Origin of the sequence: Paucimonas lemoignei (assembly GCF_004342585.1) — a bacterium.
Classification (GTDB): Bacteria; Pseudomonadota; Gammaproteobacteria; order Burkholderiales; family Burkholderiaceae_D; genus Paucimonas; species Paucimonas lemoignei.
Window position 1 is genome coordinate 565,565 of record NZ_SLZQ01000001.1, and the last position, 15,260, is coordinate 580,824.

Here is a 15,260-nt window from a genome sequence, read left to right on the forward strand (position 1 = left end):
TGCATTGACATAGGGAATAAAGCATGGCGAAATCACAAGACCCGAATTGGAAGGATTTCCCATGCACTTCACAAGCCTAAAACGTCTTGCCGCCAGCCTTGCCTTGCTTGCTATAGCCTCATCGGCCTGGGCGCAATATGTCTGGATCGATGATAAAGGCACCAAGCAGTTTTCCGACATGCCGCCACCGGCATCCGTTCCCAAAAGCCGGATTCTGAAACAGCCGGGCAATTCGTACTCTCCGACAGAATCGGCGCCAGCTGCGGAAGCCGGCAACGATAACGCCAAAGCTCCGCCCAGCCTGGCGGAAAGAAATGCGGAATATAACAAGCGCCGCGCCGAACAGGCAGAAAAAGAAAAGAAAGCAGCTGAAGAGGCGCAACTCGCGCGCGACAAGGCAAAAAATTGCGAAAATGCCCGTAATTATCAGCGTTCGCTCCAGTCAGGGCAGCGTTTGGCAAGTACCGACAAGAATGGTGAGCGGGCCTATATCAGCGATGAACAACGCAACCGCGAAATACAGGAAACCAATCGCGTTCTGGCGGGCTGCAAGTAACTCGGCTGTCGCGCCCACTGGTTTGGCAACCGAATCTGGCTGCCAGTCTTGAACAAAGCCGGCAATCAGCTGGCTTTTTCCTTTTTTACGGCCCGCCGCCTGCGAGCATCCTTCGGATCTGCCAGCAATGAACGATAGATTTCGATCCGATCACTTGCACGCAATACCGTATCCAAGGGCTTGAGTTTGCCGTAAATACCGACCTTGCAACTGTACAGGTCTATTTCCGGCACTTGCGCGAAAATTCCGCTCATCCGCACAGCCTGCTCCAGCGTAGTGCCGGACTGGACTTTCAATTCTTCCAGGAGAATATTATCCGGCTTGGCGTAGCAAAGCTGTACGCGGATGGGCCGCTGATCTTCAGACATAGACTTCCTCCGCCCGCTTGCAAAACGCCTCGACCATGTTGTTCGCGATGACGCTGAACACCGGGCCGATGACCTTTTCCAGGATCTTGCTGGAGAATTCGTAATGCAAGTCCAGCTCCACCTTACAGGCATCAGCCCGCAAGGCCTTGAACGCCCAAGTCCCGTCCAAATGCCGGAACGGCCCTTCCACCAGCGTAATCTTGATCAGGCTTGGCGCCTGATTGACGTTTTCAGTCGTAAAGGCATGCTTTACGCCATGGTAGTTAATGTTAATACTGGCCACGACACGGTGTTCCGTGCGCTCTAATACCCTGGTGCCATCACACCAGGGCAAGAATTTAGGGTAGTCTTCGATGCCATTAACCAGTGCAAACATTTGCTCTGCGCTAAAAGGAAGCAAGACGGATTTATGTACAACTGCCATTGACTATCCACCGTTTGATAAAATCGCCACTTTCATATTTTTATAATAGCGCTCGCTGCCCAGCCCATGACGATTGTTGACAATAAAAAAGCATTTTTCGATTATTTCATCGAGGAGCGCTTCGAGGCGGGCATTGTATTACAAGGATGGGAAGTCAAGTCGATCCGTGCCGGCCGCGTACAGCTGAAAGAAGCCTATGTCATTGTACGCAACGGTGAAGTTTTCCTGTTCGGCGCCCATATCAGTCCCCTGCCCACTGCCTCGACCCATATTTCTCCCGACCCGGTACGGACCCGCAAGCTGTTATTGCATGGTACCGAGATCAACAAGCTGATCGGCAAGGTGGAGCGTAGCGGCTATACCATGGTGCCGCTCAACCTCCATTATCTGAAAGGCCGCATCAAGTGCGAAATCGGCCTGGCCAAGGGTAAGAAGCAGCATGACAAGCGCGAGACGGAAAAGCAGCGAGACTGGCAGCGCGAAAAGCAATCGATCATGAAACAGAATCAGCGGTGAAGCCAGGGACTTCGGCAAGCAGCGCTGCAAGATGACGTGACGGCGCAGGCTGAAAGCCTGCGCACCGCCATCGCGCGATCACAGGTTTCCCTATGCTTTCTGCTGCGTCTTCACGACCTGCATTGCCGTGGCAATCAGGCTGCTCATGTCGCCGAGGTTAGCAGGCAGGATCAGGGTATTGTTGGTGCGCGCCAGCTCGCCGAAAGCGTTCACGTACTGTTCCGCCACCTTGAGGTTGACCGCGTCCGCCCCGCCCGGAGACTGGATAGCCGCGGCAGTTTTGCGGATCGCCTCTGCCGTGGCATCGGCGATCGACAGAATGGCGGATGCCTCGCCCTGCGCTCGGTTGATGGCTGCCTGCTTTTCTCCTTCGGACTTGGCGATTGCCGCCTCGCGCTCACCGGTGGCGATATTGATCTGTTCCTGCTTGCGCCCTTCCGACGCCGCGATGAGCGCGCGCTTTTCGCGTTCCGCCGTAATCTGCGCCTGCATGGCATGGAGAATTTCCTGCGGCGGCGTCAGGTCCTTGATCTCATAGCGCAAGACTTTCACGCCCCAGTTGGCTGCCGAATCGTCGATGGCCGAAACCACTGCCGTATTGATGTGATCGCGTTCTTCGAACGTCTTGTCCAGTTCCATGCGCCCGATCACCGAACGCAGCGTGGTTTGCGCCAACTGCGTGATGGCCATGATGTAATTGGAGGAGCCGTAGGATGCCAGCTTGGGATCGGTAACCTGGAAGTACAGGATGCCATCGACCTGCAACTGCGTATTATCCTTGGTGATGCAAACCTGCGGCGGCACATCAAGCGGGATTTCCTTCAGCACGTGCTTGTAACTGACGCGATCGATGAAAGGCACCACGATATTCAGTCCGGGCCCCAAAGTCGCGTGATATTTGCCCAGGCGCTCGACCACCCAGGCATGCTGCTGCGGAACGACCTGGATGGTTTTAATGACAAAAACCACCGCCAGGATAAAGATAAGCAGCGATACGCTACCGAAGCTCAATTCCATCTTACCTCCCCTTATTGTTATCGGACGAAAACCAAGAAAACGATCATGCCGGCCCGCCGGCCAGAATCAGGCGGCTGCCACGGACCTCCACGATCTTGAATACGCCGGGCACCGCGGCATGGCCCGGTGCCAGTTCCACATCCCATTGCGCTCCGCGGTACATGACGCGTGCACTGGGATGGGCGCCCGGCTGCTCATTCCATGCCGGCACCGCCACAGTTTGGCCGATGTCCAGATTGATGTTCGGATCGTTCGCAGCTTCAAAGCGGCTAGACTTGCCGCTTCGTCTTTGCCGCAAAGTGAGCGTAGCACTGGCGCCAACAATGGCGGCGGCCAGTAGCTGAGCCCATAATGCGCCGCCCGATACGGCTACCAGGGCGCCGGCAGCCATGCCGATTGCCACCATCAATAGATAAAACGTCCCTGTAAACAGCTCAACGATGACCAGCGTCGCGGCCATGATCAGCCACATTACCCAATCTGCCATTACCACCTCCACAAATGACATATTGTCAGTATGCACCAAAAACAAAACCCCCGGGCCAATGGCAACGGGGGCTCAAGCAACAGCCAATACTACTTGTTTCAACTTTTTATGCTATGCAAGCATGAAGGAAAGTCTAATGGAAATTCTTTAGCGCTCAAAGAATTTCATTCGATTCTGTTCCTTTGGCACAACGAAAAACGCGGGTCCGTTAGAACCCGCGTCCAATTCAAGCAACATGCCGATTCAGCCTGGTTCCTTGGTGCCTGCCAGAGCATCGCAGCCCAACAGGCAGCAAATCCTGGCCAGGCTGCCTTACTTGGCTTGCGCCAGCTTTTGCCAGGTATCCAGCACGGTGTCCGGATTCAGGGAAATCGACGAAATCCCCTCCTTCATCAGCCATTCGGCAAAGTCAGGATGGTCCGAAGGACCCTGGCCGCAAATGCCGATGTACTTGCCCTGCGCGCGGCAGGCGGCAATTGCCTTCGAAATCAGCGCAATCACTGCAGGATCGCGTTCGTCGAAGTCAGCCGCCAGCAACTCCATGCCGGAATCGCGGTCCAGGCCCAGGGTGAGTTGGGTCAGGTCGTTGGAACCGATAGAGAAGCCGTCGAAATACTCGAGAAATTGCTCGGCCAGGATGGCGTTGGTCGGCACTTCACACATCATAATCAGGCGCAAGCCGTTCTCGCCGCGCTTCAAGCCATTCTTGGCCAGCAGATCGACGACCTTCTTGGCCTGACCGAGAGTACGCACGAAAGGCACCATGATCTCGACGTTCGTAAGACCCATGTCGTTGCGCACGCGCTTCATCGCCTCGCATTCCATCTGGAAGGATTCGGCGAAATCCTCGGCGACATAACGCGCCGCGCCGCGGAAGCCCAGCATCGGATTTTCTTCGTCCGGCTCGTAGCGCGAGCCACCGATCAGCTTCTTGTACTCGTTCGACTTGAAGTCGGACAGGCGCACGATTACAGGCCGCGGCCAGAACGCGGCGGCAATCGTCGCCACGCCTTCAGCCAGCTTGTCGACATAGAAAGCCTTGGGCGAGGCATGGCCGCGCGCCACCGATTCCACCGCCTTCTTCAGGTCCGGATCGATGTTCGGGTATTCCAGGATCACCTTCGGGTGCACGCCGATGTTGTTATTGATAATGAATTCCAGGCGGGCGAGGCCGACACCACTGTTCGGCGTAGACTGGAAATCGAATGCCAGTTGCGGGTTCCCCACGTTCATCATGATCTTGACGGGGATTTCCGGCAGTTCGCCGCGCTGAATTTCGCTCACTTCGGTTTCCAGCAAGCCGTCATAGATCTTCCCCTCGTCGCCTTCGGCGCAGGACACGGTCACCAGGGTGCCATCCTTCAAGGTGTCGGTGGCATGACCGCAGCCGACCACAGCCGGCACGCCCAGCTCGCGGGCGATGATCGCCGCGTGGCAAGTACGGCCGCCGCGATTGGTGACGATGGCGGAAGCGCGTTTCATCACCGGCTCCCAATTGGGATCGGTCATGTCGGCAACCAGCACGTCGCCCGGCTGCACGCGTTCCATCTCGGACGGATCGCGGATCACGCGCACCGGACCGGCGCCGATCTTCTGGCCGATGGCGCGGCCGGATGCCAATACGGTGCCGCTGCCCTTCAGCTTGAAGCGCTGCTGCACGTCGGTCGCCTTGACTTGCGACTTCACGGTTTCCGGGCGAGCCTGCAGGATGTATAGCTTGCCGTCACGGCCATCCTTGCCCCATTCGATGTCCATAGGGCGTCCATAGTGCTTCTCGATGATCACGGCATATTTCGCCAGTTCGATGATTTCTTCATCTTTCAGCGAATAGCGATTGCGCTGCTCGATCGGCACATCCACGGTCTTGACCGAACGGCCGGCCTTGGCTTCACCGGTAAATTCCATCTTGATCAGTTTGGAGCCGATGTTGCGGCGGATGATAGGCAGCTTGCCTTCGGCCAGCATCGGCTTGTGAACGTAGAACTCGTCCGGATTGACGGCGCCCTGCACCACCGTCTCACCCAGGCCGTAGCTCGAGGTGATGAAAACGACGTCCTGGAAGCCCGATTCGGTATCGATGGTGAACATCACGCCGGAGGAACCGAGATCGGAGCGCACCATGCGCTGCACGCCGGCCGACAAGGCAACTTCACTGTGGGTAAAGCCCTTGTGAACGCGGTAGGAAATCGCACGGTCGTTATACAACGAGGCGAACACGTGCTTGATCGCTTCGAGCACGTTGTCGATGCCGACCACGTTCAGGAAAGTCTCCTGCTGGCCCGCAAAGGATGCATCCGGCAAGTCTTCCGCGGTGGCGGAGGAACGCACGGCAAACGATACTTCGCTAGCGGAATCGTCGACCAGCTTGTGATAGAACTCGGTGATTTCCTGTTGCAGGCGTGGCTGGAATGGCGTGTCGACGATCCACTGGCGGATTTCTGCACCAGCCTGGGCCAGCGCCCGCACGTCGTCGACGTCGAGCGATTCCAGGCGTGCCGCGATGCGGTCGCCCAGCGTCTGGCCGCCATCGGGAGCGTGGTTCAAGAAGTCACGAAACGCCAGTGCCGTGGTGGCGAAGCCGCCCGGCACGCGCACGCCGGCATGCGCCAGCTGGCTGATCATTTCGCCTAGTGAGGCATTTTTACCGCCGACCGACTCGACATCGGTCATGCGCAAGTCTTCAAAGGACGCGACGTACGTGCCTCCCTGGGCCGGAGCGTGTGCGGCTCCGGTAGATGCTACATTGGACATAACAACCTCTAGTTTGATGATAAGAAATCTTCACGGGGCAATCTCACACTGGAGCCATTTTTGTTATTCTTCTAAGTGACGCGCAACTGCCAAACAATCATTAAAACGCATTTTACAGTGCGCAATGTGATTTTGCTTTATACAATGATGTTTTTTACGGCATTTTTGCCGTCACAGGATTTTTACGGTTTCCTTACCTATGCCCGACTCTTTGCCCACTCCAGCCACGCAGGCCGACCGCACGGCATTCTTCATTTCCGATGGCACCGGCATCACCGCTGAAGCGTTCGGCCATTCGATCCTAACGCAATTCAACCTGCGTTTCCGGCAAATCCGCCTGCCATTTGTCGATACCCTCGACAAGGCCCACGAAGCGGTCCAAAAGGTCAATCATGCCTATGCCACTGACGGCAAACGGCCCATCGTGTTCTCGACCCTGGTCAAGCCGGAACTGGCGGCAGTCGTCCGCCAATCGCAGGGCCTGCAAATGGATCTGATCCAGACTTTTGTCGCGCCGCTGGAACAGGAGCTCGGCATCAAGGCCACGCATACCGTCGGCCGTAGCCATACCATAGCCGATTCGGTTGAGTATAACCGCCGTATCGATGCCATCAATTTCTCGCTGGCGCACGACGATGGCCAGTCCAATCTAAACTTGGAAGCAGCCGATGTCATTCTCGTCGGTGTATCGCGTTCAGGCAAAACGCCTACCAGCCTCTATCTAGCCATGCAGTATGGCGTCAAGGCGGCGAATTACCCCTTGATTCCCGACGATTTCGAGCGCGGCAAATTTCCACCAGAGCTGCAAACGCACAAGACCAAGATCTTCGGACTGTCGATCGCACCGGACCGCTTATCCGAAGTTCGTAACGAGCGCCGCCCCGGCAGCAAGTACGCCTCGCTGGAAAATTGCCGTTATGAAGTCAATGAAGCGGAAAAAATGATGCACAAGGAAGGCATTCGCTGGATGTCTTCCACCGCAAAATCGATCGAGGAGATCGCCACCCTGATTCTTCAGGAAATCCGGCCGGACAAGCAAACTTATTCGTAACGGGCTGTTTGTCGGTACGGGACAGCGCGGCCAATGGCATGTAGCCTGTCATGACGATGCTGATAATGGATGCCGATGGTGGCATCCATTTCTATTTTAGCCCGATTATCGGTGCTGAAGAGTCTGGCGCACTTGCTCGAAGAAGCAGACCGCCGCACTTGCGGCCACATTCAGCGACTCCACCCGCCCCAGATGCGGAATCGCCACCTGGTTGCTGGCTTTGCTCAGCAAGTCTTCCGCCACGCCCTGACCCTCATGGCCGAACAGCCAGGCGACTGGCTTGGCCAAATCGATCTCATAGATCGTCTGCCGGGCATGCGAACTGGTAGCCAGCACCGGCAGAGCCGCAGTCTTCAGCAAGGCTGCAAGATCGGCATTTTCAACGATCTCCAGCAGGAAGTGAGCCCCCATCCCGGCTCTCAACACCTTCGGCGACCAGGCGAACACGGTGCCGGGGCTGCAAAATACTTGCCTGATGCCGGCTGCCGCTGCGCTGCGCAGGATCGAGCCCAGATTCCCAGGATCCTGCAATCGGTCCAGCAAGACTGCCGGCTGCGACAGGATAGACGGCGCAGTCGTTTGCGGGGTGGCGACAAGAAAAAAGATGCCGACACCTTGCTCGACCTGGCTCAGCGCGTTGTACAGCGCATCCGGCAAGACAATGCATGAGACGCGCCGCGCTTCGCATTCTGCAAGTATGTCGGCAGCCTCGTGATTGCCTCGTGCGGACTGGCTCAGCACGCACATGAGCGGATCGCCGACCAGCTGCAGATACGCTTCGCACAGGTGCACGCCATCGAGAAGGCTGCGCTGGGCCTTGCGCCGCGCCTGCGAACTGGTGGCCAGCTGCTTCAGTTCCTTGTACAGCGGATTCTCGCGGGAGCTGATTTCTTTCATGCCTCTTCCCGGTACAGCAATGCCTTGACGGGTCCGTAAGATTTGCGGTGGACCGGCGATACGCCATGCAGGCGCAGGCGCTCCAGATGCAAGGCCGTCGGATACCCTTTGTGTTGATCGAAGGCATATTGCGGATACAGCGAATGCAAGTCCGCCAGCGCGGCATCGCGCGCGGTCTTTGCAAGAATCGAGGCGGCGGATATCGCCGGGACTTTGTCGTCGCCCTTGACTATCGCTTCGGAGCGCACGCCCATCACCGGGCAACGGTTGCCGTCGATGAGCGCCAGAGTAGGCTGTTGTCTCAATCCTTCGACGGCCCGGCGCATGGCCAGCATGGTCGCTTGCAGGATATTCAATTCATCGATCTCCGCCTCGGAGCATTGCGCGATCGACCAGGCCAGCGCCCTGGTCTTGATATCGATTGCCAGGGCATCGCGCCTGGCTTCGCTCAGCTTTTTGGAATCGCGCAAACCGGCGATGGGATTGGCGGGATCGAGAATGACTGCCGCCGCGAAAACGGGTCCGGCGAGAGGGCCTCGCCCCGCCTCATCCACACCGCATACCAGTTCATCGGCATGGTCGAACAGGAAAAGGCTGGCGGTCTCGCCGTCCTTGTGTATCGTTTTCACGCTGAAACCCTTGTGACATTGCCTGGCGCCGACTTACCGATTAAATCCAGCACCGCTTGCGCGCTTTCCTTCGCGGTATTGCGCAACAGGCTATGGTGCATATCGATGAAGCGCTGCTCGAGCGTGTTACGCAAGGCGACGTTATTCAGCTGGTTTTCCAGGGCGTCGGCAAGCGCCTGCGGCGTCGCGGCATCCTGAAGCAATTCAGGCACGAGGAAATCGCGTGCCAGGATATTCGGGAGTCCGACCCAGGGTTGATAGGCCATGTGCTTCAGGACGTGCCAGGAAGCGCCCATCATCTTGTAGCCGATCACCATCGGCTTCTTGAACAGGGCCACCTCCAGGGTCGCGGTGCCGGAAGCCACCAGCACCGCGTCTGCTGCCGCAATCGCGGTATGCGATTGTCCTTCCGTCACCATCACGCGCACATCCTGCAAGCCGGCATCCGCCAACAATTGCTGGAAATACTGGCGCTGCTTTTCCCCTGCCATCGGCACGACGATGCGCATGTTCGGCTCGCGCTGCAGCAATATCTTTGCCGCGCCGATAAAGGCGGCGGTATTGTATTTAAGCTCTGACATGCGACTGCCCGGGAGGATCGATACCACCGGCGCATTTCCGCTCAACCCTAGTGCGGCGCGCGCCGCAGAAACATCTGGCTCAAGCGGAATCACTTCCGCCATCGGATGGCCCACATAAGTCGCCGGGATACCTGCCTTGCGGTAGATTTCCTCTTCAAAAGGAAACACGACCAGAATATGCGATACGGCTTTCTCGATCTTCTTGATGCGGCCGCCGCGCCAGGCCCAGATCGACGGCCCGATGAAATGCATGGTCGGGATACCGGCCGCTTTCAGCTGCGCTTCCAGGCCAAGATTGAAATCGGGCGCATCGACACCGATGAAGACTGCCGGCCGCTCTTTCAGCAGGCGGTCGCGCAAGGCAAGCTGTATTCCCTTGATTTCTCGGTAATGCGCCAGCACCTCGAACAAGCCGCGCACCGCCAGCTTTTCCATCGGCCAGTCGGAAACAAAGCCGTGCTGCGCCATGTGCTTGCCGCCGATGCCGTGGATATAAGCATCAGGCAAGGCCGGCCGCAAACCGGACAACATCCGGCCTGCCAGCAAGTCGCCCGACGTTTCGCCAGCGACCATGGCCAGCGAAAGCTTAGCGGATGATGCCACGGGTATTGGATTCCAGGAATTCGCGCAGCAGGCGGATATGCGCTGCGGCATCGGGAGTTTTTTGCTCTTCCTGCGCCAAAGCGGCCTTGGCATCGTCCAGCGACAGGCCTGCACGGTACACCAGCTTGTAGGCGCGCTTGATCGCGGCAATCTGATCGGACGTAAAGCCGCGGCGACGCAAACCTTCCGAATTGATACCGGCAGGGACCGCGCGATTGCCTGCCGCCGTCACGAATGGCGGTACATCCTGACTCACCGCGGCGGTAAACGCCGTCATCGCATGCGCTCCGATCTGGCAGAACTGATGCACGGTGGTGAAACCACCGAGGAATACCCAGTCGCCCAGGTGCACGTGTCCAGCCAAGGTGACATTGTTGGCGAGAATAATGTTGTTGGCCAACTGGCAGTCATGCGCAAGGTGCACATACGCCATGATCCAGTTGTCGTTGCCGATCCGCGTTACACCGGCGTCCTGCACGGTGCCAAGATTGAAGGTACAGAATTCGCGAATCGTATTGCGGTCGCCGATTTCCAGCCGTGTCGGCTCGCCTGCGTACTTCTTGTCTTGCGGCGCGGCGCCCAGCGAGGCGAATTGAAAAATCTGATTATCGCAGCCGATCGAGGTATGCCCCTCGATCACCACGTGCGGCCCGACTTTGGTTCGCGCACCGATCCTGACGTCAGGACCGATTACCGCATAGGCGCCAACCTCGACCGTATCATCCAGCTGCGCCTTTGGATCGACAATCGCGGTCGAATGAATCTTGCTCATGATCTTCAGCCTACTGTTTGTCCTGCATCGGCGACGCTGCGCATGGTGCACATCAATTCCGCCTCCACGGCCACTTGCCCGTCGACCGACGCCACTGCCTTGTACTTCCAGATGCCTCGCGCATGGCGCACGACTTCCGCCTGCATCTTCAACTGGTCGCCGGGACCGACCGGACGCTTGAAGCGGGCACCGTCGATGCCAAGGAAATAGACGACCGAACTGTCGTCCGGCTTGATGCCGGCGCTCATAAACGACAGCAACGCAGCAGTCTGCGCCAATGCCTCGATCATCAGCACGCCCGGCATGACCGGCTTGTGCGGAAAATGGCCATTGAAGAATTCTTCATTGATCGTCACGTTCTTGATGGCCGTGATCGACTTCCCCGCTTCCCAGTCAAGCACGCGGTCCACCAGCAGCAAGGGATAGCGGTGCGGCAGATATTGCTTGATCTCGTTGATATCGAGGCTTTTCATTTCAGGGGCGTTCATTCTGTTTGTTCTCGTAAGGATTTGATGGATTTTTCAAGTTCCCGGATTTTCTCACGCATCGAAGGCAGATTGCGCACAAGCGCGGCAGATTTTTCCCAGTCTGCGTTTTTCGCCATCGGAAAAACCGCCGTGTAATGTCCCGGCTCTGCAATCGAACGCGACACCAGCGTGCCCCCGGAAATGTGCACACGATCGGCGATGGTGATATGCCCGTTGATCATTGCGGCGCCGCCGATGGTGCAGTACTTGCCGATTTTCACGCTGCCGGCGATACCGACGCAGCCCGCCATGGCGGTGTGATCGCCGATCTCGCAGTTGTGAGCGATCTGGATCAGGTTATCAATTTTGACGCCATTGCCGATTACCGTATCAGCCAGCGCACCGCGGTCGATGGCGGTATTGACGCCGATATCGACGTCGTCGCCGATCACTACCCTGCCGGTCTGCGGAATCTTGATCCAAGCCCCGCCCTCATTGGCAAACCCGAAGCCATCGGCGCCGATCACCGCGCCGGAATGAACGATGCCACGCGCGCCAATAATACAGCCGGCATGAAAGGTAACGCGGGCATGGAACTGCGTTTCAGGACCGACCTTTGCATCGCGGCCAATGAAGCTCAGCGCACCGATTACCGCACCGGCGCCGATTTCGACTCCTGCCTCGATGACCACCTGTGGACCGATACTGGCATCCGGCGCCACCCGCGCAGTCGGATCGACCACGGCGCTTGGATGGATACCGACAGGCGCAGGAATTGCATGAAGCAAGGCGAAATACTGGGCTGCGCGTGCAAAATAAGCGTACGGATTCGCTGTAACAATGCGTGCGCCTTGGTATTCAGCACCGATCGCCTCGTTATCCGCAGGCGAAAGGATCAAGGCAGCCGCACCGGTTTGCGCGGCCTGCTTGCGCAGCTTCGGGTTCGACAGAAATGTGATATGCGACGCGTCCGCGGCGTCCAGCGGTGCAATGCCGGCGACTTCGATTGCATCATCGCCGATCAGCTGACCACCCAAGCGATCAACCAGGGCTTTTAATCGGGTGCTCATCGCGCCCCCTCAAAAAAATGATGGGAAAGAAGCGGCCGACGCCGCTCTTTCCCGGTATGGAAAAATCGAAGCTTACTTGTTCAGCGCTTTTAGCACCTTGTCCGTGATATCGATGCGCGGGCTGGCATAAACTGCCTCCTGGAAAACGATATCGTAGCGTTCGGCATCGGCGATCTGCTTGATGACCTTGTTGGTACGCTCAAGCACAATCGCCAGCTCTTCGTTGCGACGCTGGTTCAAATCTTCGCGGAATTCACGCTGCTTGCGCTGGAATTCTTTATCCAGATCGGTCAGCTCGCGCTGACGGCGAATACGATCCGAGTCGGAAAGAACGCTGGCATCCTTGTCCAGGCGTTCAGACAAGGCCTTCAAGCGCGCCGCCATATCCTGCAATTCCCGGTCTCGCTTGGAAAACTCTTGCTCGATCTTCGCTTGAGCCGTTTTAGCCGGCACTGCTTCGCGGAAAATCCGCTCGGTGCTAACAAATCCAATTTTCGAATCCTGTGCCTGCACGCCAGTCAGCGGCAACATGCATACAGCCGCAATGGCTGCGCATTTGATCCAGGTGGTTGATTTGGCAATCGACATTAAAGTGTTTCTCCGCAATACGAAATACGTCTAAACGGCTATTATGCCACCACGAACTTAGAATCCGGTACCCAACTGGAATTGGAACTGCTGTTTACGGTCTTCCGGCTTCGCATTCATTGGCTTGCCATAGCTGATTTTCAGCGGTCCGATCGGGGAAATCCAGCTGATGCCAAGACCTACTGAGTAGCGCAATTCACCCAGCTTGATTTTTTCATTTTCCGCGAAAACGTTACCGGCGTCGGCAAAAGTAAACCATCTCAGGCTTCGATCTTTGCCGGATCCCGGGAATGGCAGTTGCAATTCCAGGTTAGCAATGATGCGTTTCGGGCCACCGATGAAATCAACCCCATTCGTGCTGGAAGAGGTCGGCCCCAGCGATGAGCCTTCAAATCCGCGCACTGAACCGATGCCACCGGCGTAAAAATTCTTAAACACGGGGTAAGGCTTATTTCCCAAGCCGGCACCATAATCGAGCTCGCCATTGAATGCCAGCGTCAAATCACGAAACACCGGTCGGAAATGCTGGTACTGATATACGGCGCGATAGTAACGCTGGTCGCCAAAAGCACCAAGTTCAAGGTTGGCACGTTGATATTGGCCTGTGCTCGGCGTAAGCACGCTGTCTCGGCTATCCCGCTGCCAAGCCACTGTCAATGGAAAACCAGTGGTGCTTGCCGTATCAATACAATTTACGGCACAAGTAGCAAGACCACCGAAATCGCGTACGTAGTCCAGATAGACTTGCGGACTATCGGAATATGCTCCGTTACCACCGACAGCAGTGCCGAAGTTGCGGTAGACTTCCACTTTGGTTTTCTCGATACCGACACCGAAAAACACAGTATCCAGATCCGTAAACGGAATACCGTGGGTAATGCTACCGCCCGCTGTAACAATCTTGTATTCACCGGTATTCACCAATGGTGGCCGGCTGGTACGGTAGTACAAGCTCAGACTACGGCTAATGCCATCGTCGGTCACATATGGATCTGTATGTGAAAAGGCGATGGTACGGTTATATTTGCTGGTATTGACATCTACTCCTATGTCCTTACCACTTCCGAAGGCATTGGCTTGGTGAATCGAGCCCGAAAGTGACACTTTTTCGCTGCTTGAAAAGCCCGCACCCAGCGACAGCGTGCCGGTCGGCTTTTCCACCACCGCCACATTCACATCCACCTGATCCGTCGTTCCTGGCACTTCCGGGGTATCGATATTCACCTCGTTGAAGTAACCTAGGCGATCCACGCGGTTACGGGAATTCTTGATCTTGTCGCCGTCATACCAGGAACTCTCAAATTGGCGGAATTCCCGGCGCACCACTTCATCACGCGTGACCGTATTACCGCTTACGTTCACACGGCGCACGTAAACGCGCTTGCCCGGATCGATAAACACGGTAAAGGTGACTTCGCGCTTCTCGCGGTTGATATCCGGATTGGCGTTGACGTTCGCAAAAGCATATCCAAAGGTGCCCATGCGCTCGGAGATCTTCTTCACGCTTTCCGCCAGTTTTTCGCCGGAATAGATATCGCCCTTCTTCAAATCCACCAGCGATTTCAATTCCTGCTCGCGTCCTAGCAGCTCACCCTCGAGCTTGACATCGGCAACTCTGTATTTTTCACCTTCATTGATGTTGATGGTGATATAGATGTTTTTCTTATCCGGGGAAATCGACACTTGGGTCGACTCCACCTGAGCCTCCAGATAACCGCTATTCAGGTAATGCGACTTGATGGTCTCAATGTCGCCAGCAAGCTTTTGCTTGGTGTACTGGTCGGCCTTGGTGTACCAGGTGAACCAGCCAGGCGTGGTCAGGCTAAGAAGATTACGCAGCTGCTTGTCGCTGTAGACCTTGTTGCCGACGAAGGTAATTTGCTTGATGCGAGCCGCATCGCCTTCGTCGACCGAAAAGTTGATATTGACCCGGTTGCGCTCGATCGGCGTAACAGTGGTGGTCACCTTCGCGCCATAGAGACCGCGCGACAGATATTGACGCTTCAGTTCCTGTTCAGCGCGATCAACCAACGAACGGTCGAAGATGCGCGATTCTGCCAGGCCGATTTCTTTCAACGCTTTCGTCAGCTGGTCCTTGTCGAATTCCTTGATGCCGGAAAAATCGACGCTGGCAATCGCGGGGCGCTCTTCGACCATGACGACGAGGACATCGCCCTCGGCCTCGATACGCACATCCTTGAAAAAACCGGTGGCATACAACGCCTTGATCGCCGAAGCCCCTTTGTCATCGGTGAAGGTTTCGCCGACCCGCACAGGCAGATAGCTGAATACGGTGCCAGCCTCGGTGCGCTGAATACCTTCGACACGGATATCCTTGACGACAAACGGCTCAACAGCCGATGCCTGCCCGGTACAGAGGGCAAAGGCTGCGGCGGCGATCACATGACGGGAAAAAGACGGCAGGGTAATACGCGCAGAATGTAATTTCATTAGCTATCGTTCGTTTTCAATATTCTTTTGAC

16 protein-coding genes are annotated in these 15,260 nt (G+C 56.7%); 3 read left to right on the plus strand and 13 right to left on the minus strand.

Annotated elements, in window-relative coordinates; genetic code table 11:
• Positions 1-61 precede the first annotated feature (61 nt).
• Positions 62-556, plus strand: coding sequence for a DUF4124 domain-containing protein (locus tag EDC30_RS02350; protein WP_132256881.1), 495 nt, complete (start codon positions 62-64; stop codon positions 554-556).
• 65 nt (positions 557-621) lie between these two features.
• On the opposite strand, the gene EDC30_RS02355 is transcribed toward EDC30_RS02350, so the two are convergent.
• Both EDC30_RS02355 and EDC30_RS02360 read right to left on the minus strand, forming a co-directional pair.
• On the minus strand, positions 622-924 hold the full coding sequence (locus EDC30_RS02355) for an RnfH family protein (RefSeq protein ID WP_132256883.1): 303 nt from the start codon (positions 922-924) through the stop codon (positions 622-624).
• Positions 917-1,348, minus strand: a complete 432-nt coding sequence (locus tag EDC30_RS02360) for a type II toxin-antitoxin system RatA family toxin (protein ID WP_132256885.1) — start codon at positions 1,346-1,348, stop codon at positions 917-919. The genes EDC30_RS02355 and EDC30_RS02360 overlap by 8 nt, the downstream gene beginning before the upstream one ends.
• A 66-nt stretch (positions 1,349-1,414) precedes the next feature.
• Between EDC30_RS02360 and smpB the strand changes: the two genes are divergently transcribed.
• Positions 1,415-1,864, plus strand: a complete 450-nt coding sequence (smpB, locus tag EDC30_RS02365) for an SsrA-binding protein SmpB (protein ID WP_132256887.1) — start codon at positions 1,415-1,417, stop codon at positions 1,862-1,864.
• Between the two features lie 90 nt (positions 1,865-1,954).
• Here smpB and EDC30_RS02370 read toward each other — a convergent pair whose 3' ends face one another.
• The 3 genes from EDC30_RS02370 to ppsA form a co-directional block, all read right to left on the minus strand.
• On the minus strand, positions 1,955-2,881 hold the full coding sequence (locus tag EDC30_RS02370; protein WP_132256888.1) for an SPFH domain-containing protein: 927 nt from the start codon (positions 2,879-2,881) through the stop codon (positions 1,955-1,957).
• Between the two features lie 43 nt (positions 2,882-2,924).
• Positions 2,925-3,368, minus strand: a complete 444-nt coding sequence (locus EDC30_RS02375; RefSeq protein ID WP_132256890.1) for an NfeD family protein — start codon at positions 3,366-3,368, stop codon at positions 2,925-2,927.
• Positions 3,369-3,680: 312 nt separating this feature from the next.
• On the minus strand, positions 3,681-6,119 hold the full coding sequence (ppsA, locus tag EDC30_RS02380) for a phosphoenolpyruvate synthase (RefSeq protein WP_132256892.1): 2,439 nt from the start codon (positions 6,117-6,119) through the stop codon (positions 3,681-3,683).
• A 199-nt stretch (positions 6,120-6,318) separates the two neighbouring features.
• Between ppsA and ppsR the strand changes: the two genes are divergently transcribed.
• Positions 6,319-7,170, plus strand: a complete 852-nt coding sequence (ppsR, locus tag EDC30_RS02385) for a posphoenolpyruvate synthetase regulatory kinase/phosphorylase PpsR (RefSeq protein ID WP_132256894.1) — start codon at positions 6,319-6,321, stop codon at positions 7,168-7,170.
• 105 nt (positions 7,171-7,275) lie between these two features.
• Here the strand turns inward: ppsR and EDC30_RS02390 are convergent, their stop codons facing one another.
• From EDC30_RS02390 to bamA, 8 genes are all read right to left on the minus strand, one after another.
• Positions 7,276-8,067 (minus strand): TrmH family RNA methyltransferase, encoded by a 792-nt coding sequence (locus EDC30_RS02390; protein WP_132256895.1) that lies wholly within the window; start codon positions 8,065-8,067, stop codon positions 7,276-7,278.
• Positions 8,064-8,687, minus strand: a complete 624-nt coding sequence (rnhB, locus tag EDC30_RS02395) for a ribonuclease HII (protein ID WP_132257243.1) — start codon at positions 8,685-8,687, stop codon at positions 8,064-8,066. The genes EDC30_RS02390 and rnhB overlap by 4 nt, the downstream gene beginning before the upstream one ends.
• A 5-nt stretch (positions 8,688-8,692) precedes the next feature.
• Positions 8,693-9,850 carry a lipid-A-disaccharide synthase gene (lpxB, locus tag EDC30_RS02400; protein WP_132257245.1) on the minus strand — a complete coding sequence of 386 codons (1,158 nt, stop codon included), beginning with the start codon at positions 9,848-9,850 and terminating at the stop codon, positions 8,693-8,695.
• Between the two features lie 13 nt (positions 9,851-9,863).
• Complete coding sequence (lpxA, locus tag EDC30_RS02405; RefSeq protein WP_132256897.1) at positions 9,864-10,652, minus strand: acyl-ACP--UDP-N-acetylglucosamine O-acyltransferase; 789 nt, start codon at positions 10,650-10,652, stop codon at positions 9,864-9,866.
• Positions 10,653-10,657: 5 nt separating this feature from the next.
• Positions 10,658-11,125, minus strand: coding sequence for a 3-hydroxyacyl-ACP dehydratase FabZ (gene fabZ / locus EDC30_RS02410; RefSeq protein ID WP_132257247.1), 468 nt, complete (start codon positions 11,123-11,125; stop codon positions 10,658-10,660).
• An 11-nt stretch (positions 11,126-11,136) separates the two neighbouring features.
• On the minus strand, positions 11,137-12,189 hold the full coding sequence (gene lpxD, locus EDC30_RS02415) for a UDP-3-O-(3-hydroxymyristoyl)glucosamine N-acyltransferase (RefSeq protein ID WP_132256898.1): 1,053 nt from the start codon (positions 12,187-12,189) through the stop codon (positions 11,137-11,139).
• Between the two features lie 72 nt (positions 12,190-12,261).
• Positions 12,262-12,720: an OmpH/Skp family outer membrane protein gene (locus EDC30_RS02420; protein ID WP_243656620.1), complete on the minus strand. Its 459-nt coding sequence runs from the start codon at positions 12,718-12,720 to the stop codon at positions 12,262-12,264.
• Positions 12,721-12,834: 114 nt separating this feature from the next.
• Positions 12,835-15,228 carry an outer membrane protein assembly factor BamA gene (bamA, locus tag EDC30_RS02425; RefSeq protein WP_132256902.1) on the minus strand — a complete coding sequence of 798 codons (2,394 nt, stop codon included), beginning with the start codon at positions 15,226-15,228 and terminating at the stop codon, positions 12,835-12,837.
• Between the last annotated feature and the right edge of the window lie 32 nt (positions 15,229-15,260).

Coding starts and splice junctions, on each gene's coding strand:
- EDC30_RS02350 (WP_132256881.1), top strand. CDS start 62: ATGCACTTCACAAGCCTAAAACGTCTTGCCGCCAGCCTTGCCTTGCTT.
- EDC30_RS02355 (WP_132256883.1), bottom strand. CDS start 924: ATGTCTGAAGATCAGCGGCCCATCCGCGTACAGCTTTGCTACGCCAAG.
- EDC30_RS02360 (WP_132256885.1), bottom strand. CDS start 1,348: ATGGCAGTTGTACATAAATCCGTCTTGCTTCCTTTTAGCGCAGAGCAA.
- smpB (WP_132256887.1), top strand. CDS start 1,415: ATGACGATTGTTGACAATAAAAAAGCATTTTTCGATTATTTCATCGAG.
- EDC30_RS02370 (WP_132256888.1), bottom strand. CDS start 2,881: ATGGAATTGAGCTTCGGTAGCGTATCGCTGCTTATCTTTATCCTGGCG.
- EDC30_RS02375 (WP_132256890.1), bottom strand. CDS start 3,368: ATGGCAGATTGGGTAATGTGGCTGATCATGGCCGCGACGCTGGTCATC.
- ppsA (WP_132256892.1), bottom strand. CDS start 6,119: ATGTCCAATGTAGCATCTACCGGAGCCGCACACGCTCCGGCCCAGGGA.
- ppsR (WP_132256894.1), top strand. CDS start 6,319: ATGCCCGACTCTTTGCCCACTCCAGCCACGCAGGCCGACCGCACGGCA.
- EDC30_RS02390 (WP_132256895.1), bottom strand. CDS start 8,067: ATGAAAGAAATCAGCTCCCGCGAGAATCCGCTGTACAAGGAACTGAAG.
- lpxB (WP_132257245.1), bottom strand. CDS start 9,850: ATGGTCGCTGGCGAAACGTCGGGCGACTTGCTGGCAGGCCGGATGTTG.
- lpxA (WP_132256897.1), bottom strand. CDS start 10,652: ATGAGCAAGATTCATTCGACCGCGATTGTCGATCCAAAGGCGCAGCTG.
- fabZ (WP_132257247.1), bottom strand. CDS start 11,125: ATGAAAAGCCTCGATATCAACGAGATCAAGCAATATCTGCCGCACCGC.
- lpxD (WP_132256898.1), bottom strand. CDS start 12,189: ATGAGCACCCGATTAAAAGCCCTGGTTGATCGCTTGGGTGGTCAGCTG.
- EDC30_RS02420 (WP_243656620.1), bottom strand. CDS start 12,720: ATGTTGCCGCTGACTGGCGTGCAGGCACAGGATTCGAAAATTGGATTT.
- bamA (WP_132256902.1), bottom strand. CDS start 15,228: ATGAAATTACATTCTGCGCGTATTACCCTGCCGTCTTTTTCCCGTCAT.